This is a genomic window from Pseudomonas sp. LJDD11 (assembly GCF_024584215.1).
Classification (GTDB): domain Bacteria; phylum Pseudomonadota; class Gammaproteobacteria; order Pseudomonadales; family Pseudomonadaceae; genus Aquipseudomonas.
In genome coordinates this window covers 20,823-43,245 of record NZ_JANJFL010000005.1, presented here as the reverse complement: position 1 = coordinate 43,245, position 22,423 = coordinate 20,823, and the positions used below count along the sequence as shown (strand labels likewise).

23 protein-coding genes are annotated in these 22,423 nt (G+C 59.7%); 11 read left to right on the top strand and 12 right to left on the bottom strand.

Features of this window, described 5'->3' with window-relative positions; genetic code table 11:
* Positions 1–30 precede the first annotated feature (30 nt).
* On the bottom strand, positions 31–186 hold the full coding sequence (gene rpmG / locus NRB16_RS08390; protein WP_003177274.1) for a 50S ribosomal protein L33: 156 nt from the start codon (positions 184–186) through the stop codon (positions 31–33).
* Positions 187–197: 11 nt separating this feature from the next.
* Positions 198–431: a 50S ribosomal protein L28 gene (gene rpmB, locus NRB16_RS08385; RefSeq protein ID WP_045485076.1), complete on the bottom strand. Its 234-nt coding sequence runs from the start codon at positions 429–431 to the stop codon at positions 198–200.
* A gap of 352 nt (positions 432–783) precedes the next feature.
* On the opposite strand from rpmB, the gene NRB16_RS08380 reads away from it, so the two are divergent.
* The 3 genes from NRB16_RS08380 (at position 784) to NRB16_RS08370 (ending at position 3,921) form a co-directional block, all read left to right on the top strand.
* Positions 784–2,370, top strand: a complete 1,587-nt coding sequence (locus NRB16_RS08380; protein ID WP_253139853.1) for an ABC transporter substrate-binding protein — start codon at positions 784–786, stop codon at positions 2,368–2,370.
* Between the two features lie 203 nt (positions 2,371–2,573).
* Entirely contained in the window at positions 2,574–3,200 is a 627-nt protein-coding gene (gene ycaC / locus NRB16_RS08375) for an isochorismate family cysteine hydrolase YcaC (protein ID WP_257105959.1), read from the top strand.
* Between the two features lie 139 nt (positions 3,201–3,339).
* Positions 3,340–3,921 (top strand): TIGR00730 family Rossman fold protein, encoded by a 582-nt coding sequence (locus NRB16_RS08370; protein ID WP_045484677.1) that lies wholly within the window; start codon positions 3,340–3,342, stop codon positions 3,919–3,921.
* 7 nt (positions 3,922–3,928) lie between these two features.
* Here NRB16_RS08370 and NRB16_RS08365 read toward each other — a convergent pair whose 3' ends face one another.
* Positions 3,929–4,597 (bottom strand): haloacid dehalogenase type II, encoded by a 669-nt coding sequence (locus NRB16_RS08365; RefSeq protein WP_257105958.1) that lies wholly within the window; start codon positions 4,595–4,597, stop codon positions 3,929–3,931.
* Between the two features lie 28 nt (positions 4,598–4,625).
* On the bottom strand, positions 4,626–5,063 hold the full coding sequence (locus NRB16_RS08360; RefSeq protein ID WP_257105957.1) for a hypothetical protein: 438 nt from the start codon (positions 5,061–5,063) through the stop codon (positions 4,626–4,628).
* A gap of 346 nt (positions 5,064–5,409) precedes the next feature.
* Between NRB16_RS08360 and NRB16_RS08355 the strand changes: the two genes are divergently transcribed.
* Positions 5,410–5,724 (top strand): type II toxin-antitoxin system RelE/ParE family toxin, encoded by a 315-nt coding sequence (locus NRB16_RS08355; protein ID WP_253117470.1) that lies wholly within the window; start codon positions 5,410–5,412, stop codon positions 5,722–5,724.
* Between the two features lie 2 nt (positions 5,725–5,726).
* The gene (locus NRB16_RS08350) at positions 5,727–6,014 is read left to right on the top strand and encodes a DNA-binding transcriptional regulator (RefSeq protein WP_045484689.1); all 288 of its coding nucleotides are present in this window, start codon (positions 5,727–5,729) and stop codon (positions 6,012–6,014) included.
* A gap of 224 nt (positions 6,015–6,238) precedes the next feature.
* On the opposite strand, the gene NRB16_RS08345 is transcribed toward NRB16_RS08350, so the two are convergent.
* The 4 genes from NRB16_RS08345 to NRB16_RS08330 form a co-directional block, all read right to left on the bottom strand.
* Positions 6,239–6,739, bottom strand: coding sequence for a GNAT family N-acetyltransferase (locus NRB16_RS08345; protein ID WP_045484692.1), 501 nt, complete (start codon positions 6,737–6,739; stop codon positions 6,239–6,241).
* 250 nt (positions 6,740–6,989) lie between these two features.
* Positions 6,990–8,534, bottom strand: coding sequence for a phosphoenolpyruvate carboxykinase (locus NRB16_RS08340; protein ID WP_045484695.1), 1,545 nt, complete (start codon positions 8,532–8,534; stop codon positions 6,990–6,992).
* Between the two features lie 181 nt (positions 8,535–8,715).
* The gene (gene hslO, locus NRB16_RS08335; RefSeq protein WP_253117468.1) at positions 8,716–9,621 is read right to left on the bottom strand and encodes an Hsp33 family molecular chaperone HslO; all 906 of its coding nucleotides are present in this window, start codon (positions 9,619–9,621) and stop codon (positions 8,716–8,718) included.
* A gap of 73 nt (positions 9,622–9,694) precedes the next feature.
* Positions 9,695–10,099, bottom strand: a complete 405-nt coding sequence (locus NRB16_RS08330; protein WP_253139948.1) for an RNA-binding S4 domain-containing protein — start codon at positions 10,097–10,099, stop codon at positions 9,695–9,697.
* Between the two features lie 183 nt (positions 10,100–10,282).
* Between NRB16_RS08330 and NRB16_RS08325 the strand changes: the two genes are divergently transcribed.
* From NRB16_RS08325 to rimK, 3 genes are read left to right on the top strand one after another with little or no spacing between them, the layout of a single operon-like run.
* Complete coding sequence (locus NRB16_RS08325; protein ID WP_257105956.1) at positions 10,283–11,065, top strand: EAL domain-containing protein; 783 nt, start codon at positions 10,283–10,285, stop codon at positions 11,063–11,065.
* A gap of 50 nt (positions 11,066–11,115) precedes the next feature.
* A complete protein-coding gene (locus tag NRB16_RS08320) occupies positions 11,116–11,559 on the top strand; it encodes an ATP-dependent zinc protease (protein WP_173426710.1) in 444 nt (147 codons plus the stop codon).
* On the top strand, positions 11,556–12,461 hold the full coding sequence (rimK, locus tag NRB16_RS08315) for a 30S ribosomal protein S6--L-glutamate ligase (RefSeq protein WP_045484710.1): 906 nt from the start codon (positions 11,556–11,558) through the stop codon (positions 12,459–12,461). The genes NRB16_RS08320 and rimK overlap by 4 nt, the downstream gene beginning before the upstream one ends.
* A 113-nt stretch (positions 12,462–12,574) precedes the next feature.
* Here rimK and NRB16_RS08310 read toward each other — a convergent pair whose 3' ends face one another.
* Together NRB16_RS08310 and ompR are read right to left on the bottom strand one after the other, a co-directional pair.
* Positions 12,575–13,885 carry an ATP-binding protein gene (locus tag NRB16_RS08310; protein ID WP_045484713.1) on the bottom strand — a complete coding sequence of 437 codons (1,311 nt, stop codon included), beginning with the start codon at positions 13,883–13,885 and terminating at the stop codon, positions 12,575–12,577.
* Between the two features lie 144 nt (positions 13,886–14,029).
* Positions 14,030–14,770: a two-component system response regulator OmpR gene (gene ompR, locus NRB16_RS08305; protein ID WP_045484716.1), complete on the bottom strand. Its 741-nt coding sequence runs from the start codon at positions 14,768–14,770 to the stop codon at positions 14,030–14,032.
* Positions 14,771–15,037: 267 nt separating this feature from the next.
* Here ompR and NRB16_RS08300 point away from each other — a divergent pair, with 267 nt between their 5' ends.
* From NRB16_RS08300 to gshA, 3 genes are all read left to right on the top strand, one after another.
* A complete protein-coding gene (locus tag NRB16_RS08300; protein WP_045484718.1) occupies positions 15,038–17,359 on the top strand; it encodes a Tex family protein in 2,322 nt (773 codons plus the stop codon).
* A complete protein-coding gene (locus tag NRB16_RS08295; RefSeq protein ID WP_045484720.1) occupies positions 17,359–17,742 on the top strand; it encodes a PaaI family thioesterase in 384 nt (127 codons plus the stop codon). The genes NRB16_RS08300 and NRB16_RS08295 overlap by 1 nt, the downstream gene beginning before the upstream one ends.
* Before the next feature lie 313 nt (positions 17,743–18,055).
* Positions 18,056–19,645, top strand: coding sequence for a glutamate--cysteine ligase (gshA, locus tag NRB16_RS08290; protein ID WP_253139946.1), 1,590 nt, complete (start codon positions 18,056–18,058; stop codon positions 19,643–19,645).
* 118 nt (positions 19,646–19,763) lie between these two features.
* Here the strand turns inward: gshA and argA are convergent, their stop codons facing one another.
* Together argA and argE are read right to left on the bottom strand one after the other, a co-directional pair.
* The gene (gene argA / locus NRB16_RS08285) at positions 19,764–21,065 is read right to left on the bottom strand and encodes an amino-acid N-acetyltransferase (protein WP_045484725.1); all 1,302 of its coding nucleotides are present in this window, start codon (positions 21,063–21,065) and stop codon (positions 19,764–19,766) included.
* Between the two features lie 126 nt (positions 21,066–21,191).
* A complete protein-coding gene (argE, locus tag NRB16_RS08280; protein ID WP_257105955.1) occupies positions 21,192–22,340 on the bottom strand; it encodes an acetylornithine deacetylase in 1,149 nt (382 codons plus the stop codon).
* Between the last annotated feature and the right edge of the window lie 83 nt (positions 22,341–22,423).

Genomic DNA, 22,423 nt, shown 5'->3' with positions numbered 1-22,423 from the left:
TACGGGCCTTTTTCTTGGAAGCCGGATCAATTACTTGATCTTGCCTTCCTTGTAGATCACGTGCTTGCGCACAACAGGATCGTACTTCTTGATCTCGATCTTGTCGGGAGTAGTACGCTTGTTTTTGTCGGTAGTGTAAAAGTGACCAGTACCGGCGCTCGAAATCAAACGAATCAATTCACGCATGATCAGTCTCCTTAAACCTTGCCATCGCGGCGCAGATCAGCCAGAACGGCCTCAATGCCACGCTTGTCGATGATACGCATGCCCTTGGCGGAAACGCGCAGACGGACAAAACGCTTCTCGCTTTCAACCCAGAAGCGGTGATGCTGCAGGTTTGGCAGGAAACGACGACGGGTTTTGTTGTTTGCGTGGGAAATGTTATTCCCGGTTACCGGACCCTTACCGGTAACTTGACAGACTCTCGACATGCCTCAGCCCTCTAAAACCACATGCCCAACCCGGCATGGGTTGGCCGCTTATCTCTCAGTCATTTGGCGCCTGGGCGCCGCGTTTCTTCAAGGGTCTTACCGGCTACAGCAGATGAGCAAGAAACCGGGCCCTAGAAAAGAGCGCTGCTTTATACCAGAAACCCACAAGAGCAACAACAAGCAAAGCAGTTCGCCGTGGATTTACCCAGGCTTCGTCGCGCCCTGGCTAGGGCAACAGCGGCTGACCATTCGTCGCCGCGCCGCGATTGTTCTGTGCAGGTACATCGTCTAGGGTAAAGGCCTCACCAGACTGCACCGGCAGATGGGGCCCAATCTGATAAGGAATCCAAGCATGCGCCTAGCTGCACTCCCGTTGTTGTTCGCCCCGCTGTTGATGCCGGCCATGGCCCAGGCCGCCAACCTCGTCGTTTGCACCGAAGCCAGCCCCGAGGGCTTCGATGTCGTGCAATACAACTCGTTGACCACCACCAATGCCTCGGCTGATGTGCTGATGAACCGCCTGGTGGATTTCGACGCCCAAAGCGCCAGGCTGGTCCCGAGCCTGGCTGAAAGCTGGAGCGTCTCGGCCGATGGCCTGACTTATGACTTCAAACTGCGCAACGGGGTCAAGTTTCACAGCACCGAATACTTCAAGCCGAGCCGTGAGCTCAATGCCGATGACGTGCTGTTCAGTTTCAACCGGATGCTCGATGCGCAGAACCCATGGCACAAGATCGCCCAAAGTGGCTTTCCGCATGCCCAATCGATGCAGTTGCCTGCACTGATCAAGAAGATCGAAGCGCCCGACCCGCATACCGTACGCTTTGTGCTGAACCGCGCCGACGCCACCTTCCTGGCCACCTTGAGCATGGGCTTCGCCTCGATCTACTCGGCTGAATACACCGCGCAACTGCTCAAGGCCGGTACTCCGGAGAAACTCAACACCCAGCCGGTCGGTACCGGCCCGTTCGTGTTCAAACGCTTCCAGAAAGATGCCGTGGTGCGCTATGCCGGCAACCCGGACTACTTCGCCGGCAAGCCGGCCATCGACACCTTGGTCTATGCGATCACCACCGACGCCAATGTGCGTTTGCAGAAGGTGAAACGCAACGAGTGCCAGATCGCCCTGTCGCCCAAGCCGCTGGATATCCAGGCCGCCAACGAAGACAAGAACCTCAAGGTCGAGAAAACTGAAGCCTTTATGACGGCCTTCGTGGCGATCAACAGCCAGCATCCGCCTTTTGACAAAGCCGAGGTACGCCAGGCCGTGAATCTGGCCTTCGACAAGGCCAACTACCTCAAGGCGGTGTTTGAAGGCACCGCCGAGAGCGCCGCAGGCCCTTACCCACCCAATACCTGGAGCTATGCCAAGGATCTGCCCGGCTACGCCCACGATATCGCCAAAGCCAAGGCACTGGTGGCCAAGGCCGGCGTGAAAGAAGGCACCAAAACCACGATCTGGACCCGGCCATCGGGCAGCCTGCTTAACCCTAACCCGTCGCTGGGCGCCCAACTGCTGCAGGCAGACCTGAAGCAGATCGGTATTGATGCCGAGATCAAGATCATTGAATGGGGCGAGCTGATCCGCCGCGCCAAGGCCGGTGAGCATGACCTGCTGTTCATGGGGTGGGCGGGCGATAATGGCGACCCGGACAACTTCCTGACCCCGCAATTCTCTTGCGCTGCGGTGCAGTCGGGCACCAACTTCGCCCGCTACTGCGACAAGACCCTCGACAAGCTGATCAGCGATGGCAAGGCCACCAGCGACCAGGCTGCGCGCAGCAAGCTCTATGAGCAGGCGCAGGCGCAGATCCAGCAGCAAGCCTTGTGGTTACCCCTGGCGCACCCTACCGCCGCCGTACTGACCCGTAAGGAGGTCAGCGGCTATCAGGTCAACCCGTTTGGTCGTCAGGACTTCTACAAGGTACAAGTGAAGTAACCGGCCACCCCACAGCGCTTGCCTGCACCGGCAAGCGCTGCCCCGCCCGGCCCATCAAAGGCACAATCCTGCGATTGTCTCCTTCAGGGTGACAGTAAAACGCTTTTCAGCCGATTTATCCCATTCCAGTAAATCCTTAATCTGTGTCCAAGTTGAACGCAACGCCACTTACCCCACAACTTCTCAGATAAAGGATCTACCCCATGGCCAACTTCACCTACAACCGCCTGAACAAAGACGACGCCGCTGTACTGCTGATCGACCACCAGACCGGCCTCATTTCGCTGGTGCAGGACTTCTCGCCCAACGAGTTCAAGAACAACGTGCTGGCGCTGGGTGATCTGGCCAAGTTTTTCAACCTGCCGACCATTCTCACCACCAGCTTTGAACAAGGCCCCAATGGCCCGCTGATCCCTGAATTGAAAGAGCAGTTCCCGGATGCGCCGTACATCGCCCGCCCTGGCCAGATCAACGCCTGGGACAACGAAGACTTCGTCAAGGCGATCAAGGCCACCGGCCGCAAGCAACTGATCATCGCCGGTGTCGTCACCGACGTGTGCGTGACCTTCCCGGTGCTGTCGGCCCTGGAAGAAGGTTTTGAAGTGTTCGTGGTGACCGATGCTTCCGGCACCTTCAATGAAACCGTGCAACAGGCCGCGTGGAACCGCATGAGCCAGGCTGGCGCCCAATTGATGAACTGGTTCTCGGTGGCGTGTGAGCTGCACCGCGACTGGCGCAACGATATCGAAGGCTTGGGCAACCTGCTGAGCCAGCGCATTCCCAACTACCGCAACCTGATGAACAGCTACTCGGCGCTGACCTCCCGTTAACAGCATCAATTCCTCAGCCCCTGCCGACGCCAGTCCGCAGGGGCTTTACCGTTTAACTGCATTGGGAAGGCAACCTTTATCAACCGCTATCCTTGTGACACCCTGTTCACCAGCCATGGCTACAGAAAGGAATGCCCTGATGCGTCTGTGTGTGTTTTGCGGTTCGAGTGCCGGCAGCGACCCGGTGTATATGGATCAGGCGACCCGTCTGGGTGAAGCGCTGGCCCGTGCGGGTATTGGCCTGGTGTATGGCGGGGCGTCGGTGGGCCTGATGGGCGCTGTGGCTGATGCCGCATTGGCCAATGGCGGTGAAGTGATCGGTGTGATCCCCCAGGCGCTAAAGCAGAAAGAGATCGCCCACCCTGGCCTGCAGGACTTGCGTGTGGTCAATTCCATGCACGAACGCAAAGCGCTGATGGCCGAATTGTCAGACGGCTTCATCGCCATGCCGGGCGGCGTCGGCACCCTCGAAGAGCTGTTTGAGGTGTGGACCTGGGCGCAGCTTGGCTACCACGAAAAACCTTGCGCGCTGTTCAACGTGCACGGCTTCTATGATGGCCTGTCAGCCTTCCTGACGCATGTGGTGAACCAGGCCTTTCTCAAGGATGAACACCGCCAGATGGTGATCGTCAAAGACGACGTCGCCGGGCTGCTTGAGGCCATCGAGAACTACCAGCCGCCCAAAGTAGTGAAGTGGATCAAGAAGGATGAGCAGACTTAACAGCCAGTTAAAGCCCCAGCAACCCCGGCAGCTCACTGATATCGCTGATCTGTCGGTAGCCATAGATGCTGTTGGCCGGCTGTTCGTGCCCGCGCGCGACAAATACCTTATGGGTGATGTTCATGTCGTGGGCAGGAAACAGGTCGTAGCGAAAGCTCGATGACACATGCAGCACGTCCTGCGGGCCACAGCCCAGGTTATCCAGCATGAACTCGAACGCTGCCAACCGCGGCTTGTAAGCCTGCGCCTGCTCGGCGGTGAAGACCTTGTGAAACGGCGCACCGAGTTTGCCGACGTTGGACATGATCTGACTGTCGCTGGCGTTAGAGAAGATCACCAACGGAATTTCGTTCGCGATTTTCGCCAGCCCGGCAGGCACATCAGGATGCGGCCCCCACTCGGGTATCGCATCGTAAAGTGCCTGGCCTTCACCCCGGTAGTCGATACCCCAGCGCTTGCAGGTACGGGCCAGGGCTTGCTTGATGATCTGATCATAAGGCATCCACTCACCTTTGACCTGATCGAGGCGGTAGGCCGCGAAGTCCTTGATGAAGGCGTCCATACGCTCGACAGGCACCCGGTCAGCGAACATCTGCCGGGTCATGGGGCTCATCTGAAAGTGCGTCAGCGTGCCGTAGCAGTCGAAGGTGACGAATCTTGGGCGTAGAACGCTCATGGTCAGAACTCCTTGCAAGGCCTGGCGGCTATTTCCCGGACTGCTCCAGGTAGTCAGTAAGAAAGTGCTGGGCATTGCCCTGGCTGGACAGTCCCTCGTCATAGCCCACCGAAGCGGTCTGCGCTTCGCCCGGCAGATACAGCTCGCCATAGTTGCCCTGAACGATCAGCGCGACATACTTCTTGCCATCAACTTGCGTGGAATAGCGGGTGTCCTTGCTGGTCTTCTCGACGGTCATCTGCTGGATGCGCTTGTCCCAGTCGTGATCCACACCCTCGATCTGCACCAGCGCCTGGTTGGCCGAACGCTCGGCATAGCGCAGCGTCCACACCTTCACCCCTTGCGTGCCCGAGTAAGCCACCACCCGGTCAGCAACCTGCGTCCGCGCCGTATCGTTATCAGCCATCGCACCCGTGGTGATGCACAAGCCCAGCATCAGCGCTGCCCAGTTCCTTGTTACCAACATCGTTTTCGTCCTTCTATTGCGGGAAAATATGCTTAGCCGGATGAGACAGCGTTGCTGGAGAAAAGCTCCGTATGAGGTCTTTAGACACCTGTGAGTTGCGACTCGCATCAAGCAAACTGCGGCCCGACCTTCGAGCCCCTGAAAGACTACATCTTGCTAAGTTTTTTCTTATCTAAACATAGGCATTTCCTACGTTTATAGCTGCCTCTTCATCTGTCACAGCTTTCAGCCGCCCTCTAATATCCATTTCTCTGGAAAAGAGCCTTCAGGGCTATTGAGCAGCACACACCTATTCTCCTGCGGCAGCTCGCACTTCAAAAGGTACGCCAGAGGCGTATACTCGTATATGATTTTTATCGAGACACCTGTATTTACAAAGCGCGCTAAAGAACTGCTTGAAGACGCAGAGTACGATGATCTACTGAAGGACCTCCTAAAAAACCCCTCAAAGGGCGTGTTGATTGAGGGAACCGGGGGTATCCGAAAGATTCGCGTCGCCTCAAGAGGTCGCGGCACACGTGGCGGTGCAAGGGCTATCTACTATCACTTCGTTTCAGCGTCCAGGATCGCCATGCTTATGATCTATGCGAAGAATGAAAAACACGATCTGAGCTCGGACGAACGAAAAGCATTGAAAACCATCATCGACGGATGGAGTTAACCATGAGCAAATTTTTCGATGAATTAATGGAAAGCGTCCAGCAAATGGATGGGATCATTCGTGGAGAAAAAGCAGCGTCGCGCGAGTTCACGGTGGACGCACTGCAGGTCAAAGAGATACGCCGCTCAACCGGCCTGTCTCAAGCGAAATTCGCTGCAATGATCGATGTGCAGATAGGCACGTTGCGTAACTGGGAACAGGGCCGTCGTGAGCCCGCAGGACCTGCACGTGCACTACTGAAAGCTATTCACAACGATCCCCAGAACGTTCTCAAGGCCCTTGCTGGCTGAGCATGGGCTTCAGGATTTTCGCTCTGCACAATCAGTTCTCAAGAATTAATGCCGATCAGTTAAGCGATTTCGGACCTGGCCAGGTCCCGGTGGGAGCCGACCTTGGTCTGGGCGGCACGCCAACGAAAGGGCCAGTAAAACCGCTACATCTGTTGTGGATGTAATGCCGCTTTCACGAGCGAGCTCGTTCCCACAGAACCCGCGCTGCCCTTGGCTGATCGGCATCAGTTCTCAAGAATCAGCTTATAGAATTTGCTATCCACCGCCATCAACGGAAAGCTCGCCGGCAAGCTGTCCTTGGCCACCTCAATGAAACCGTGCTTTTCATAGAAACGGTGGGCCGCGAGGAATTTGTCGGTGGTCCCCAGCAAGACCTCTTTCACGCCTTTACTCCTGGCGCCGTCGAGCAACTCGGCCAACAGCTTCGCAGCCACGCCCAATTCACGACCGCGATAAGCTGCGGCCACGAACATCTTGCGCAGGGCGGCCTGGCCTTGGCCGATGTCTTTGAGGCCAATGGTGCCAACCACCGTACCAGCCTGCTTCGCGACCCAGAAATCACCGGTGCCACGCTGGTAGAAATCCACAATAGCAGCAAGGTCTGGCTGATCTGCTGCAGTGATGGCGATGCCGAACTCCTGCTGCTGGATCGGCACGATGACATCGATCACGCCTTGTTGGTCCTGGGGTTGAAAACGCTGGATCTGGATGCTGGAGGTCGTCAAAGGTCTGTCCTGCTGCTCGCCGAGTGAGTGAAAAGCATTGTTTCAGAGCTTTTACTGTCGCCGCAAATGAACAAAGACACCCTTTGAAATGGGCTGAAATTCAGACCGGAAAAAAGTTTGTTTAATTACGACATGTAGTTTTCAGCGTGCGACACAGCTGGCGCTCAGAGGCGTCAGACCCTCGCTGCAGAGAAGCTTGTCTCATAAAAAAACCGCCCCGAAGGGCGGTTTCTTGTTAAGCCAGCTGAAATTACAGCTGTGGACCGGCCGCTTTGATGGCGTCGCTCACCTCGAACTTCTTGAAGTTCTCGATGAACAGGCCAGCCAGGCCTTTGGCCGCCTGGTCGTAGGCCGCTTTGTCTTCCCAGGTGTTACGTGGGTTGAGCAGAACGGTTTCGACACCTGGAACGACTTTAGGTACGTCCAGGTTGATGATGTCCAGGTGCTCGGTCTCGGCACCGATCAGCGCGCCGCTCTGAATCGCTGCAATCACGCCACGAGTGGTCGGGATGTTGAAGCGCTTGCCGACACCGTAGCCACCGCCGGTCCAGCCGGTGTTGACCAGATAGACCTTGGAGTTGAAGCCACGGATACGCTTGATCAGCAGCTCAGCGTAAACGCCAGCAGGACGCGGGAAGAACGGTGCGCCGAAGCAGGTGGAGAAGGTCGACTTGATGCCGGCGCCCGAACCCATTTCAGTCGAGCCAACCAGTGCGGTGTAGCCGGACAGGAAGTGATAGGCGGCCTGCTCTTCGCTGAGGATCGACACGGGCGGCAGTACGCCGGTCAGGTCGCAGGTCAGGAAGATCACCGCGTTGGGCTCGCCGCCCAGGTTCTTCGGTGCGCGTTTTTCGATCAGCTCGCGCGGGTAGGCCGCACGGCTGTTCTGGGTCAGGCTGTCGTCGGCGTAGTCGGCTTTCTTGGTGGTCGGGTCCAGCACCACGTTTTCCAGGACGGCGCCGTGCTGGATGGCTTTCCAGATGACGGGCTCGTTCTTCTCGGACAGGTCGATGCACTTGGCATAGCAACCGCCTTCGATGTTGAACACTACGCCCTCGCCCCAACCGTGCTCGTCGTCACCGATCAGGTAACGGCTTTCGTCCGCCGACAGGGTGGTTTTGCCGGTGCCGGACAGGCCGAAGAACAGGGTCACGTCGCCCTCTTCGCCCATGTTGGCCGCACAGTGCATTGGCAGCACGTCAGCTTCAGGCAGCAGGAAGTTCTGCACCGAGAACATGGCTTTTTTCATTTCACCGGCGTAACGCATGCCAGCGATCAGAACCTTCTTGGCCGCGAAGTTGATGATCACGGTGCCGTCGGAGTTGGTGCCGTCACGCTCTGGCTCACAGACGAACCAAGGGGCGTTGAAGATCTGCCACTCGTCCTTGGCGCCTTCGTTGTACTGCTCAGGGTTGATGAACAGGCAACGGCCGAACAGGTTGTGCCACGCGGTCTCGGTGGTCATCTTGACCGGCAGATAGTGAGCGGGGTCAGAACCGACATGGACATGAGAAACAAAACGCTCGCGCTCGCCCAGGTAGGCGCCAACGCGGTCCCACAGCGCGTCGAACTTGTCGGCCGGGAACTTGCGGTTGATCGGGCCCCAGGCAATAGCGTCCTGAGTACCTGGCTCTTCAACGATGAAACGGTCCACCGGAGAGCGACCAGTACGGTGGCCGGTTCTCACTACCAGTGCGCCAGTGTCGGCGAGTTCGCCTTCGCCACGGGCAAGGGCTTCCTTGACCAGGTCGTCGATGCTCAGGTCGGTGTACACAGCGTTCTTGGTTTGCGTCATGAGGGTCCCCATCGGCGGAATGCCGAGTGTTCCAAACGGTTTTTGTAGTAAAAAAACAAGCACTACTACAGCCAAAAGTGGGCCGGATTATGCCAGAAATGCCCGGAAATGATAGAACCCTCCGGTCAGAACGTTATGAACGTGCTTGATCGTGTTCTGGAGGGTTCTATCGCCAGCAAAGTCAGTGGCGAGTAGTGGACGGCGAGTCGACGCCACCACCAGCAAACAGCTGAGTGACATCCGTGGAGTCGAACAGATAGCGCTCGTTACAGAACTGGCAGTCGATCTCGATGGCTCCGCCGTGCTCCTTGACCAGTTGCTGGGCGTCTTGCTCGCCCAGGCTGATCAGGGCGCTGCCGGAGCGCTCGCGTGAGCAACTGCAGCGGAAAGTGATCGGCTGCGTGTCAAACAGTCGCACCTGCTCCTGGTGATAGAGGCGGTGCAGCAGGGTCTCATTATCAACCCCCAGCAGCTCTTCATCGCTCAGGGTATTGGCCAGGGTGACAACATGCTCCCAACTGGCAGCGCGCTCATCGGCATCGGTGATGCGCGCAACCGGCAGTTGTTGCAACAAAAAGCCACGGGCGTTCTGGCCGTCGGCCTTTAGCCAGAAACGCGTGCCAAGCTGCTCGGACATCACAAAGTAGCTCGACAGGCTTGCCGACAGATCGACACCGTCCAGCGCCACAATGCCCTGGTAGCGCTTGCCGTGCCGTGGATCGATGGTCATGGCCAGCGAGCCATCGGGCATCAGTTGCTGCAAACCGGTGGTTGCATCAGTAATCAGCGCCTCGTCATAGCGGGCAATGCCGCGCAGTTCACGTTCGCTGGAGCATTCGACCATCAACAGCGGCACTGCGCCGCTGGAGCGCGCCTGCAGGGTCAGCAGGCCGTCGAACTTCAAGGTGCCGACCAGCAGCGCCGCCGCAGCCATCAGTTCGCCCAACAGACGCGCGACAGGCGCCGGGTACGGATGCCGGGCCAGCACTTCAGCGTAACTGCTGTGCAGGGCGACCAGTTCGCCGCGAACATCGCTCTCGTCAAAGATGAAGCGCTGGGTGAAGTCTTTTACAGGGGATTCAGACATAAAAGGGATAGGTTCTGATCAGAGTGAATGGCCAACAGTTTACCAGCAGAACCGGCATGCAACTGAAACCGGCTCAACCGCCCGAGCTGTCATGAAAGCGATCCAGTTGCCGACGTTGCTTCTTGTTCGGGCGCCCGTCAGTCATCACGCTCAGATTGCCGGCCTTGCGCTGGGCAGCCGCCGCCTCGCGACTGGCGATGCTTTGGGCGGTTTCGCGGTACAGAGCCTGGGCCTCGGGCGCGCCGCGCCGGACCACCGACAGCGCCTCGACCACCACAGTCCGCTCGTCAAAACCGGTACGGATCTGGAATTCATCGCCTACACGCGGTTCTTTGCCGGGCTTGCAACGTTCGCCCCGGCAGTGCACCTTGCCACTCTCAATCGCTGCCTTGGCCAGGGCACGGGTCTTGTAGAAGCGTGCCGCCCATAGCCATTTGTCGAGACGAACCTTGTCGTCGTCTTCTGCCTTTTGCGCCATCTGAATTTCTCATCTGCATGGCAATCTGAAGCATAACCAGGCCTGATACCTGAGCGCTCGCCACGATTGCCGGCGTTATTGGATCTGGGTCAGCAACGAACATGAAGTAACCGAACCCGGCTTGTCAAAACCACTCATCAAGAATCTGATAGAGCCGCTCACCCTTTGCCACTGGAGGATGTCATGACAAAGTTTCCGGATTCATTGACAGCCCCAAGACGCGGTTGTCAGGGGTGCACTGGCAGTCCAGCTCTGGGCTTCGACTTTGAGTATGCCTACCAACCGATCGTCGACCTGCGTGATCACTCAGTGTTTGCCCATGAAGCGTTGATACGCGGCCCCAATGGCGAGAGCGCACAAAGCGTGCTCGCTCAGGTCAACGACCAGAATCGCTACCGCTTCGACCAGAGTTGCCGTACCGCCGCTATCGCCGGCGCCGCCAGCATTGGAATGACCGAGCGCCTGTCGATCAACTTTCTGCCCAACGCGGTCTATCGTCCGGAGCTGTGCATCCGCAGCACCCTGGAGGCGGCGCGGCAGCACAATTTTCCGCTGGACAGGCTGATCTTCGAAACAGTCGAAGTCGAACATGTGGACAACGTGAAGCATTTGCAGAATATTCTGCGCGAGTATCAGGCGTTCGGCTTCATGACCGCCATCGACGACTTTGGCGCAGGCTATGCTGGGCTCAAGCTGCTGGCGGATTTTCAACCCGACCTGATCAAGCTCGACATGGACCTGATTCGTGGCATTCATCTCGACCGGCCCCGTCAGGCCATTGCCCGTGCGGTGCTCAGCATGTGCACAGAGCTCAATATCATGGTGATTGCCGAAGGCATCGAGCATGTGGAGGAAAGAGACTTTCTCGCCGATTGCGGCGTTTTTCTGATGCAGGGTTACTTGTTTGCCAAACCTGCGTTCAAAGCCATGGCCCAGATTCGTCCCGAGGCCTGGCAGAAGTCCTGAGTAGTACGGAAATCGCCTTGAAGACATTCGATCATCTGACAGTAATCGGCCTGCGCGAGTGGGTGGCGCTGCCCGATCTGGGGGTAGCCGGCCTGCGGGCAAAAATCGACACCGGGGCCAGCACTTCAAGCCTGCATGCCACCGAGATCGAGCCTTTTGAACGCGACGGCCAGAAGTGGGTGCGCTTCAACGCGCACCTGGGCACGGTGGTGCAGTTGCGTCACCGACGCTGTGAAGCACCGCTGGTGGCCATGAAGACCATCAAGAGCTCCAACGGCCATGCACAGGTCCGTTACGTGATACGGACCACCCTGGCTTTGGGTGATCGCGTCTGGCCGGTGGAATTCACCCTGGCCTGTCGCAAGTCGATGCGTTATCGGCTGCTTTTGGGTTCCAACGCTCTGATCGACGGCCAACTGGTGGTCAATCCGGGCATTACATACGTACAAGACAAGCCGGTGTTCCCGGCCTCTACTCCCTCAGGTGCTGCATGAAGATCGCTGTGCTTTCGCGTAACCCGCGTCTGTATTCCACCCGCCGCCTGGTTGAAGCCGGTATCGAGCGCGGCCATGAAATGGTGGTGATCGACACCCTGCGCGCCTACATGAACATCGCCAGCCACAAGCCGCAGATTCACTATCGCGGCAAGCCGCTGGAAGGCTTCGATGCGGTGATTCCACGCATTGGCGCCTCGGTGACGTTCTATGGTTGTGCAGTGCTGCGCCAGTTCGAAATGATGGGTGTGTTCCCGCTCAACGAATCAGTGGCAATCGCCCGTTCCCGAGACAAGCTGCGCTCTTTGCAGTTGTTGTCGCGGCGCGGCATTGGCCTGCCGGTCACCGGCTTTGCCCACTCACCAGACGACATTCCCGACCTGATCCGGATGGTCAACGGTGCACCGCTGGTGATCAAGGTACTGGAAGGCACCCAGGGGATCGGCGTGGTACTGTGTGAAACCGTGTCGGCCGCCGAGTCGGTGATCGAGGCGTTCATGGGCCTCAAGCAGGACATCATGGTCCAGGAATACATCAAGGAAGCCGGTGGCGCGGATATCCGCTGCTTCGTGGTCGGCGACAAGGTCATCGCCTCGATGATGCGCCAGGCCAAGGCCGGCGAATTCCGCTCCAACCTGCACCGGGGCGGCACCGCCAGCCTGATCAAGATCACCCCTGAAGAGCGCATGACCGCCCTGCGCGCCGCCAAGGTCATGGGCCTGTCAGTGGCCGGCGTCGATATCTTGCGTTCCAATCACGGCCCGCTGGTGATGGAGGTGAACTCCTCACCGGGGCTGGAAGGCATCGAGACCACTACCGGCAAGGACGTCGCCGGGATGATCATCGAACACCTGGAGAAAAACAGCGGCCCCAACCTGACCCGCACCAAGGGCAAGGGCTGAGACAGGACCGACACGGGGCCAGCGTAGGACCGGCGTAGGACCGGCTTCAGCCGGGAAGCTTTTAATTCCCCACGGCTATGGGTGAAGGAAAAGCTTCGGGGCTGAAGCCCCTCCTACACCGCGTCTCTTGGCAGCATCAGGCCCAGCGGCAGGCGGACACGAGCTTCCAGGCCGCCGCCGGAGCGGTTGCGCAGTTCTACGTTGCCGCCGTGCATCGCCGCGATACGTTTGACGATGGCCAGCCCCAGGCCAGTGCCCTTGCCGCTGCGAGCGCGGTCGCCGCGGATGAACGGGTTGAAGATGATTTCCAGCTCCGACGGGTCAATACCCGCGCCCCGGTCCAGAACGCTGAGCACGACATAGGGGGCACCGTTATCGCCTGAGACGTAGGCTGCCACTTCGATGCCGGTGCCGGCATGGTGCATGGCGTTGCCGATCAGGTTGGTCAGCAGACGCTTCATCGACAGCCGCCGCAAGGCGAACGGCGGGATCGGCTCCAGACATACCCGAATATGCTCATCGTCGCTGTTGAACGGCTCGACCACTTCACGCACCAGGTGGCCAAGATCGACCTCCTCAACCTCTTCGTCGCGCCCGTCACGAATGAACGCCAGAAACTGGTCGAGAATCGCGTCCATGTCTTCGATGTCGCGGACCATGCCGTCCAGAAACTCGTTCTTTTCGCTCATTTCCAGCGCCAGGCGCAGGCGGGTCAACGGTGTCCGCAAGTCATGGGAAACGCCGGCCAGCATCAGCTCGCGCTCCTGACCGGCCTGCTCAACGTCTTCAGCCATCTGGTTGAAGGCGCGATACACCTCGGTCATTTCGCTCGGCGTATCGCTGATCGGCAGCCTTACGCTGCGCCCCTTGCCAAGCTGGCGGGCGGCAAACACCAGACGTTTGAGCGGCTGGTTGAGCTGGCTGACGAAGATCCAGGCCGAGGCGGTGGAGAGCAAGCCGATGGCCAGGAACCAGCCCAGCACGCTCCAGATTTTCTGGCCGCGCAGCGGGTGTGGATAAAGCGGCACCTTGAGCCAGCCATCCCCCAGGCTCGGCGCGCGCACCCACAGCGCCGGCGGCGCGTGGACACGCAGGCGCACCTCGGTGTCTTCGCCCAGTTCAGCCTGCATCTGGCGCTGATAGATTTCGCTGTAGGGCCAGTGTTGCTCACCCTCGGGCACCCCGCCGCCGACCACCCGGATCAAACCGGCCGCCTCGGCAATGGCTTCCCGATCGTCTTCGTTGGCTGCCCAATAGGCGCGCAGGGTCAGCGCCACGCCGTGGCTGTACTGACGGTCGACCAGCACATCCTCGTTCATCAGCAGGTAGACCAGGGTCAGCGCCTTGGAAAACAGCACGACGATCAGCACCAGCCAAAGGGTGCGTGAGAAGAAGCTTTGCGGAAACCACAGCGGAGTCTTCATAGGTGCAGCGTTCACACTTTGCAGGGCGAGGCAGGCTCGCGGTTTCTGTCAATCGAAACGATCGTTGCGCAAAGCCAAAAACGCCGATAACCCTTTACAGGGCTATCGACGCATCAACGGTATCGCGAAACGGGCAGTGAGCTGTCAGCGAGCGCCGCTGCCGTCCGGTACAAATACATACCCCACACCCCAGACAGTCTGGATGTAGCGAGGCTTGGACGGGTCCGGCTCGATCAGGCGGCGCAGACGGGAAATCTGCACGTCGATGGAACGCTCAAGGGCATCCCACTCGCGGCCACGGGCCAGGTTCATCAGCTTGTCACGGGTCAGCGGCTCGCGGGCATGCATCACCAGCGCCTTGAGTACCGCAAACTCACCGGTGGTGAGCATGTGCACTTCATCGCCGCGCTTGAGCTCGCGGGTTGCCAGCGACAGTTCGTAGTCACCGAAGGTGACCGACTCTTCTTCACTGCCAGGCGCACCAGGAACGGCAGGCGCCTGGCGACGCAGGACAGCCTTGACCCGTGCCATCAGTTCGTCAGGGTTGAACGGTTTGGCCAGGTAGTCGTCGGCACCCAGCTCCAGGCCCTTGATGCGGCTCAGCTCATCACCCTTGGCGGTCAGCATGATGATCGGCACCTGATTATTCGCCGCGCGCAGCCGGCGGCAGGCGGAAAGGCCGTCTTCACCAGGCAGCATCAGGTCGAGCACCACAAGGTTGAACACCTCACGGGACAACAGGCGGTCCATTTGCTCGACATTGGCTACGGCGCGGGCGCGATAGCCCTTGCTGGTGAAAAAACGCTCCAGCAGGCTGCTCAACCCTGGGTCATCATCGACGATCAGGATTTTTTCGCCTTCGGCATTAAGTGCAGTGCTGCTCATCGGATGCTCCTATATTCACGGGGCGCATTATGGCGTAGCCGGGATGATGCGCATCGTGCGCATTGTTAGCAGATTTTACCGGATGCAGGATAAATGCTGGTGCCTGAACGCCAACAGATGATGCTGTGCATCGTCCAAATCCCCTAACGGGGCCTGGCTGGTTATAATGCGCCGCCCTTTTTCGGGCACTCTTTTAGTCAGGCAATGTCAGACAACGTTCGTTCGCAAACGATGGCAGTTCGCTAGTTATTTTGCTCAGGTGGTCTTATGGACAGCATCAACAGCCGCATCGCCGAGGAACTCGGTGTCCGCCCACTACAGGTCGAAGCGGCCGTAGCACTACTGGATGAAGGCTCGACTGTGCCGTTCATCGCCCGCTACCGCAAGGAAGTGACCGGTAGCCTCGATGACACGCAACTGCGTCATCTGGAAGAGCGTCTGCGCTATTTGCGCGAGCTCGACGAGCGCCGGGTCAGCATCCTTGCCAGCATTGAAGAACAAGGCAAGCTGACCCCGGAGCTGGCCCGCGAAATCAAGCTGGCCGACACCAAGACCCGTCTTGAAGACTTGTACCTGCCGTACAAACAGAAACGCCGCACCAAGGGCCAGATCGCCCTGGAAGCCGGCCTGGGCGAACTGGCCGACGGCCTGTTCAACGACCCCGGTCTGAATCCGGAAAGCGAAGCGGCGCGTTTCGTCGACGCCGAGAAAGGCGTGGCCGATGTCAAAGCGGCGCTCGAAGGCGCCAAATACATCCTCATGGAGCGTTTTGCCGAAGACGCCACCTTGCTCGACAAGCTGCGCGGGTTCCTCAAGCAAGAGGCGGTGTTCAGCGCCCGCGTGGTGCCCGGCAAGGAAGAAGAGGGCGCGAAATTTCGCGACTACTTCGAACACGACGAGCCGCTCAAAAACATGCCTTCGCACCGTGCCCTGGCGATTTTCCGTGGCCGCAATGAAGGCATCCTCAGCGGTACCCTGAAGGTCGGCGAAGAGTTACCCGGCAGCCTGCACCCCTGCGAGCTGATGATCGGCGAGCGCTTCGGCCTGAGCAATCAGAACCGGCCAGCCGATAAATGGCTGGGCGAGGTCGTGCGCTGGACCTGGAAGGTCAAGCTGTACAACCACCTGGAAACCGACCTGCTGGGCGAGTTGCGTGACAGCGCCGAAACCGAGGCGATCAACGTATTTGCCCACAACCTGCATGACTTGCTGCTCGCCGCGCCGGCCGGCCCGCGTGCCACGCTGGGCCTCGACCCGGGCCTGCGTACCGGTTGCAAGGTCGCCGTGGTCGACGCCACCGGCAAGCTGCTCGACCACGCCACGGTCTACCCCCATGTACCGAAGAACCAATGGGATCAGACCCTCGCCGTACTGGGTGCGTTGTGCACCAAGCACTCGGTGGACCTGATCGCTATCGGCAACGGCACCGCCAGCCGCGAGACCGACAAGCTGGCCATTGAGCTGATCAAAAAGTATCCAGCCCTGAAAATGACCAAAATCATGGTCTCCGAGGCCGGCGCTTCGGTGTACTCGGCGTCCGAACTGGCAGCGCGCGAGTTCCCGGACCTCGACGTGTCGATCCGTGGTGCCGTATCGATTGCCCGCCGCTTGCAGGATCCGCTGGCCGAACTGGTGAAGATCGATCCGAAATCCATCGGCGTTGGCCAGTACCAGCACGACGTCTCGCAGCTCAAGCTGGCTCGCGGCCTGGACGCGGTGGTCGAAGACTGCGTGAACGCCGTGGGCGTGGATGTGAACACCGCTTCGGTGGCACTGCTGTCGCGCATTTCCGGCCTGAACGCCACCCTGGCGCAGAACATCGTCAGCCACCGTGATGCCAATGGCGCGTTCAAGACCCGCAATGAACTCAAGAAAGTCAGCCGCCTCGGTGAGAAGACCTTCGAACAGGCCGCAGGCTTCTTGCGTGTGATGAACGGCGACAACCCGCTGGATGCTTCAGCGGTGCACCCCGAGGCTTACCCGTTGGTACAGCGCATTGCCGCGCAGACCGACCGCGACATCCGCTCGCTGATCGGCGACACCGCCTTCCTCAAGCGCCTGGACCCGAAGAAATTCACCGACGAAACCTTCGGCCTGCCGACCGTCACCGACATTCTCAGTGAGCTGGACAAACCCGGTCGTGACCCGCGTCCCGAGTTCAAGACCGCCGAGTTCCAGGAAGGCGTCGAAGACCTCAAGGACCTCAAGCTGGGCATGATCCTCGAAGGCGTCGTGACCAATGTCACCAACTTCGGTGCTTTTGTCGACATCGGCGTGCATCAGGACGGCCTGGTGCACATTTCTGCCTTGTCGGAGAAGTTCATCAAGGACCCGCGTGAAGCCGTCAAGGCCGGCGATGTGGTCAAGGTCAAGGTCATGGAAGTCGACATCCCGCGCAAGCGCGTCGGCCTGTCGATGCGCATGAGTGATACACCGGGCGAGAAAATCGACGGCGCTCGTGGCTCACGTCCGGGCGCTGCACCGCGCCAGACCAGCGCGGCGCCACGCAAGGAAAGCAGCACTGCGGCCCCGGCCAACAACGCCATGGCTTCGCTGTTCGCCAATGCCAAGCAGTTGAAGAAGCGTTGATGGAGATCCCCGAGGCGCTCACCCACAGCCCTTACCTGCGCATGCTCGGTTGCGAGATTCGCAGCCTGGGCGGCGGCGTTGCCGAAGTCGCACTGCCTCTGGAAGCGCACCTGCGCAACCGGGGCAACATGATGCATGGCGGGGCCATTTTCAGCCTGGTCGACATCGCCATGGGCCTGGCCTGCTCCAGCGCCCACGGCTTCGAGCAGCGCAGCGTGACCATCGAGTGCAAGATCAACTATGTGCGCGGGGTCAGCGAGGGCGAGGTGTTGTGCGTTGCCAGGGTCCTGCACGCTGGGCGCAGGACCCTGGTGGTAGAAGCCGAGGTGCTGCAGGCCGACAAACTGATCGCCAAGGCGCAGGGCACCTTCGCGATTGTCTGAGCGCCTGCCTGGCTCTTGGCAGACCTGACCGGTACGCAAGATCTGCGTCAGGGTAACCGCCACGCCCGACTCGGGCGTGGCGTTTTTTAGCTGGTAAAGATCGTAGGCAATCTAGCTGTACCCCCTCTGTTTAGGGTAATTTGCCGCTAATCCTGTCAAAAAAGTCGACAAATCGACTGCATGGCAAGCAACCGTGAATCTTGAGCCGGCGTTAAAGACCCAACCAGGCGACAACGCCAGTTCCTTTCTTCACCCTTGTAGACCGTCGGCTCTACCCCCATATGTGGGCGACCGATGTGTGAAGGAATCCACCTTGAGCGAATTTCTCAACCGCCGCCTGGCCGTGCTTGGCGAACGCACCAACCTCCCATTGCTGGGACAGTGCCTGCACGGAATCGAACGTGAATGCCTGCGCGTCACCGACCAGGCCGAACTGGCCCAGACCCCGCACCCGCAGGCGCTAGGCTCGTCGCTCACCAATGAGCAGATCACCACCGATTATTCCGAATCGCTCCTGGAGTTCATCACACCGGCGCTGAAAAACCCGGCAGATACCCTGGACAGCCTGGAAAAGATTCATCGCTTCGTTTACAGCAAGCTCGGTGACGAGTTGCTGTGGAGCCCGTCGATGCCATCGCCGCTGCCCGCCGAAGAAGCTATTCCGCTGGCGTATTACGGCACCTCGAACATCGGCAAACTCAAGTACGTGTACCGCAAGGGTCTGGCGCTGCGCTATGGCCGCACCATGCAGTGCATCGCCGGCATCCACTACAATTTCTCGCTGCCTGAAGCCGCCTGGAGCGTGCTCAAGCAGACCGAGAACTTTGCCGGTGATGACCGCGATTACCAGTCGCACTCCTATATTGCCCTGATCCGCAACTTCCGCCGCTACAGCTGGCTGCTGATGTACCTGTTCGGCGCTTCGCCGGCCCTGGACAAAGGCTTCCTGCGCGGTCGCAGCCATCAGTTACAGGCATTCGACGAGAACACCCTGTACCTGCCGTGGGCCACCAGCCTGCGCATGAGCGACCTGGGTTATCAGAGCGAGGCCCAGGCCGGCCTGACGCCGTGCTACAACGACCTGCAGAGCTACACCGACAGCCTGCGCCGCGCGGTCGCCACGCCTTATGCGCCCTATGTCGCAACCGGTACCCACGATGCCAACGGCGAGTGGGTGCAGCTCAACACCAACGTGCTGCAGATCGAGAACGAGTACTACTCCAACATCCGCCCCAAGCGGGTGACCTACACCGGCGAACGGCCGATCCAGGCGTTGATCGCTCGTGGCGTGCAATACGTCGAGGTGCGCTGCCTGGACATCAACCCGTTTCTGCCGACCGGTATCAATCTGGAGCAGGCGCGCTTCATCGACGCCTTTATCCTGTTCTGCGCGCTGCAAGAGAGTCCGCAGCTGTCCAGCGGCGAATGCGGCAATGCGGGCAACAACTTCCTCAGCGTGGTCAAGGAAGGTCGTCGGCCGGGCCTGCAGCTGCAACGCGGCGGCTCGCCAGTTGAACTCAAGCACTGGGCCACTGAACTGCTGGAAAAGATCGCGCCTATCGCGCAGTTGCTCGACCAGGCCAGCGGCAGCGACGAACACTGTCGTTCACTGATCGCGCAGCAGGCCAAGATAGACGATCCTGAACTGACCCCGTCGGCCCGGATTCTTGCCAGCATGCGCGAGCACAACGAGGGCTTCGCGGCCTTCTCGTTGCGCCAGAGCAAGCTCCATGCCCAATACTTCCGCGCTCACCCTCTGAGCACAGAAGATCAGGCGCACTTCGAAAAGCTGGCACAGACCTCGCTGAATGAACAGGCCGAGCTTGAAGCCAGCGAAGAAGTGGTGGATTTCGACACCTTTGTCGGTGCCTATCAGGCGAGCATTCTGTCGATCAGTAATTGATCGATTTTCGCGGCTGTTTTTGTCTTCGCGGCTAAAGCCGCTCCTACAGACGGTTGATATCCGTAGGAGCGGCCGGACGGCGATCCGCTTCAGCCGCGAAATCCTGTTACCGGAAACCCTAAATCGCTTTCTCGAAGATCTTCGAATTACGCTGGTAGTTGTACAGCGATGCCCTGGCGCTGGGCAGGCGGTCGACACTGCTGGGCTCGAAGCCGCGCTCGCGGAACCAGTGGGCGGTACGGGTGGTAAGAACGAACAGCGTGGTAATGCCCAGGGCACGGGCACGGTCTTCGATGCGTTCGAGCAACTCGTCACCGCGACCGCCATGGCGGTACTCGGGATTGACCGCAAGGCACGCCAGCTCGCCCGCCTGGGAGTCGGCAATCGGGTAGAGCGCCGCACAGGCAATGATCATCCCTTCACGTTCGACCACGCTGAACTGCTCGATCTCGCGCTCCAGCACTTCACGCGAGCGGCGGACCAGAATGCCCTGCTCTTCCAACGGCGTGATCAGCTCGATCAGGCCACCGACGTCTTCGATACCGGCTTCACGTACACGCTCGAATTGCTCCTGAGCGACCAGGGTGCCGCCACCGTCGCGGGTGAACAGTTCGGTCAACAGCGAGCCGTTCTCGACGTAGCTGACGATATGGCTACGGCCCACCCCGCCACGGCACGCTTCGGCCGCCGCGTCGAGCAGTTCGGCCTGGTAGCTGCTGCTGCCCAGCCGTTGCAGATGCGCCGGGACCTGCTGCGGACGCAGTTCACGAACCAGCCTGCCGCTGTCGTCCAGCAAGCCTTGTTCGGCGCCGAACAGCAGCAGTTTGTCGGCCCCCAGATCAATCGCCACCCGAGTTGCGACATCTTCACAGGCCAGGTTGAACACCTCACCGGTGGGCGAATAGCCCAGCGGCGACATCAACACGATATGGCGCTCGTCAAGCAGACGGTTGATACCTTTACGGTCGACCCGGCGTACTTCGCCGGTGTGCAGATAATCAACACCGTCGAGCACACCGATTGGCCGGGCAGTGACCAGGTTGCCACTGGTCACCCGCAGGCGCGAGCCCTGCATCGGCGAGTTGGCGATGTCCATCGACAGCTTGGCTTCGATGGCGATGCGCAGGCCACCCACTGCGTCGATCACGCACTCCAACGTCTCGGCATCGGTAATGCGCAGGTCGCGGTGGTAGCGTGGCTGCAGGCCGCGCTGGGCCAGGCGGTTTTCAATCTGTGGGCGGGTGCCATGCACCAGCACCAGACGCACGCCCATACTGTGCAGCAGCACCAGGTCGTGGACGATATTGCCGAAGTTCGGGTGTTCGATCCCGTCGCCGGGCAGCAACACCACAAAGGTGCAGTCCCGGTGGGCATTGATATAAGGAGACGCGTGACGCAGCCAGTTGACGTATTCGGGCATAACCGTAAAAGCCTGTAAAAAGTTGGACGAAAGACAGAAACACGCACAACGCAGTGGTGGTTATCGTCGGAACAGGCCTGGCAACACGCGCAGTCTCCTTATGTTTGTGAATTTGGACCGGAGCGCTTATTGGGGCGTCAGGCAGTAATGTTCAATCAGTTGTCTCAACAGACGCACTGTAGGCTGCAAACGTGACATTTCCAGATACTCGCCCGGCTGGTGCGCACAGGCGATGTCGCCAGGGCCGAGTACCAGCGTCTCGCAGCCAAGCTGCTGAAGATAAGGCGCTTCGGTGCCAAATGCCACCGCTGCGGCCGTATGACCTGTCAGACGCTCGGCCAGCCGGACCAGTTCCGCATCGGCCGGCTGCTCGAACGGCGAGCACTCGGGGAACAGCGGCTGGTAGTCGATGCTGACCTGATGACGCTCGGCCAGCGGTTGTAGTTTCTGACGAATCAGCGAGCGCAAAATTTCGGGGTCCATGCCCGGCAGTGGCCGCAGGTCGAACTCCAGCGAGCACTGGCCACAGATGCGGTTGGGGTTGTCACCGCCATGAATGCAGCCCAGGTTGAGGGTCGGCTGCGGCACGCTGAATTGCGGATTGTGGTACTCGGCCTGCCATTGCGCGCGTAAACCCTTGAGGTCGCTGATCACATCGTGCATCGCTTCCAGCGCACTGTGGCCCAGACGCGGATCGGAGGAATGGCCGCTGCGCCCGAGGATATCGATACGCTCCATCATCACGCCTTTGTGCAGACGAATCGGTCGCAGCCCGGTCGGCTCGCCGATCACCGCCGCACGTCCCAGAGGCCGCCCCGCCTCGGCCAGGGCACGGGCCCCGGCCATCGAGCATTCTTCGTCACAGGTGGCCAGGATCAACAGCGGCTGCTTGAACGGCTGGTCCAGCAGAGGCAGTACCGCCTCGATGATCAGCGCGAAGAAGCCTTTCATGTCGCAGCTGCCCAAGCCGACCCAGCGACCGTCAACTTCTGTGAGCTTCAGCGGATCGGTCTGCCACAGGGCCTCGTCATAGGGCACGGTGTCGCTGTGCCCGGCCAGCACCAGACCGCCAGGGCCACTGCCGTAGGTGGCGAGCAGGTTGAACTTGCCGGGCGAAATGGTCTGGATTTCACAGGCGAAGCCCAGTTCATCGAGCCAGCCGGCCAGCAGGTCGATAACCGGCCGGTTGGACTGATCCAGCGCCGGCTGGGTGCAACTCACCGAGGGGGTGGCGATCAGCGCAGCGAACTGCTCTTTCATGGATGGCAAAGGCATGGATGACGGTTCCTTGAGGCTTGCGGACCATCATAGGGGTATAACGCGTCAGGAATAAACCGCCTGCGTCCTGTAAACTACAG

Excerpts from the sequence above, each read along its gene's own strand:
- rpmG (WP_003177274.1), bottom strand. The coding sequence starts at position 186 with ATGCGTGAATTGATTCGTTTGATTTCGAGCGCCGGTACTGGTCACTTT.
- rpmB (WP_045485076.1), bottom strand. The coding sequence starts at position 431 with ATGTCGAGAGTCTGTCAAGTTACCGGTAAGGGTCCGGTAACCGGGAAT.
- NRB16_RS08380 (WP_253139853.1), top strand. The coding sequence starts at position 784 with ATGCGCCTAGCTGCACTCCCGTTGTTGTTCGCCCCGCTGTTGATGCCG.
- ycaC (WP_257105959.1), top strand. The coding sequence starts at position 2,574 with ATGGCCAACTTCACCTACAACCGCCTGAACAAAGACGACGCCGCTGTA.
- NRB16_RS08370 (WP_045484677.1), top strand. The coding sequence starts at position 3,340 with ATGCGTCTGTGTGTGTTTTGCGGTTCGAGTGCCGGCAGCGACCCGGTG.
- NRB16_RS08365 (WP_257105958.1), bottom strand. The coding sequence starts at position 4,597 with ATGAGCGTTCTACGCCCAAGATTCGTCACCTTCGACTGCTACGGCACG.
- NRB16_RS08360 (WP_257105957.1), bottom strand. The coding sequence starts at position 5,063 with ATGTTGGTAACAAGGAACTGGGCAGCGCTGATGCTGGGCTTGTGCATC.
- NRB16_RS08355 (WP_253117470.1), top strand. The coding sequence starts at position 5,410 with ATGATTTTTATCGAGACACCTGTATTTACAAAGCGCGCTAAAGAACTG.
- NRB16_RS08350 (WP_045484689.1), top strand. The coding sequence starts at position 5,727 with ATGAGCAAATTTTTCGATGAATTAATGGAAAGCGTCCAGCAAATGGAT.
- NRB16_RS08340 (WP_045484695.1), bottom strand. The coding sequence starts at position 8,534 with ATGACGCAAACCAAGAACGCTGTGTACACCGACCTGAGCATCGACGAC.
- hslO (WP_253117468.1), bottom strand. The coding sequence starts at position 9,621 with ATGTCTGAATCCCCTGTAAAAGACTTCACCCAGCGCTTCATCTTTGAC.
- NRB16_RS08330 (WP_253139948.1), bottom strand. The coding sequence starts at position 10,099 with ATGGCGCAAAAGGCAGAAGACGACGACAAGGTTCGTCTCGACAAATGG.
- NRB16_RS08325 (WP_257105956.1), top strand. The coding sequence starts at position 10,283 with ATGACAAAGTTTCCGGATTCATTGACAGCCCCAAGACGCGGTTGTCAG.
- rimK (WP_045484710.1), top strand. The coding sequence starts at position 11,556 with ATGAAGATCGCTGTGCTTTCGCGTAACCCGCGTCTGTATTCCACCCGC.
- NRB16_RS08310 (WP_045484713.1), bottom strand. The coding sequence starts at position 13,885 with ATGAAGACTCCGCTGTGGTTTCCGCAAAGCTTCTTCTCACGCACCCTT.
- ompR (WP_045484716.1), bottom strand. The coding sequence starts at position 14,770 with ATGAGCAGCACTGCACTTAATGCCGAAGGCGAAAAAATCCTGATCGTC.
- NRB16_RS08300 (WP_045484718.1), top strand. The coding sequence starts at position 15,038 with ATGGACAGCATCAACAGCCGCATCGCCGAGGAACTCGGTGTCCGCCCA.
- NRB16_RS08295 (WP_045484720.1), top strand. The coding sequence starts at position 17,359 with ATGGAGATCCCCGAGGCGCTCACCCACAGCCCTTACCTGCGCATGCTC.
- argA (WP_045484725.1), bottom strand. The coding sequence starts at position 21,065 with ATGCCCGAATACGTCAACTGGCTGCGTCACGCGTCTCCTTATATCAAT.
- argE (WP_257105955.1), bottom strand. The coding sequence starts at position 22,340 with ATGCCTTTGCCATCCATGAAAGAGCAGTTCGCTGCGCTGATCGCCACC.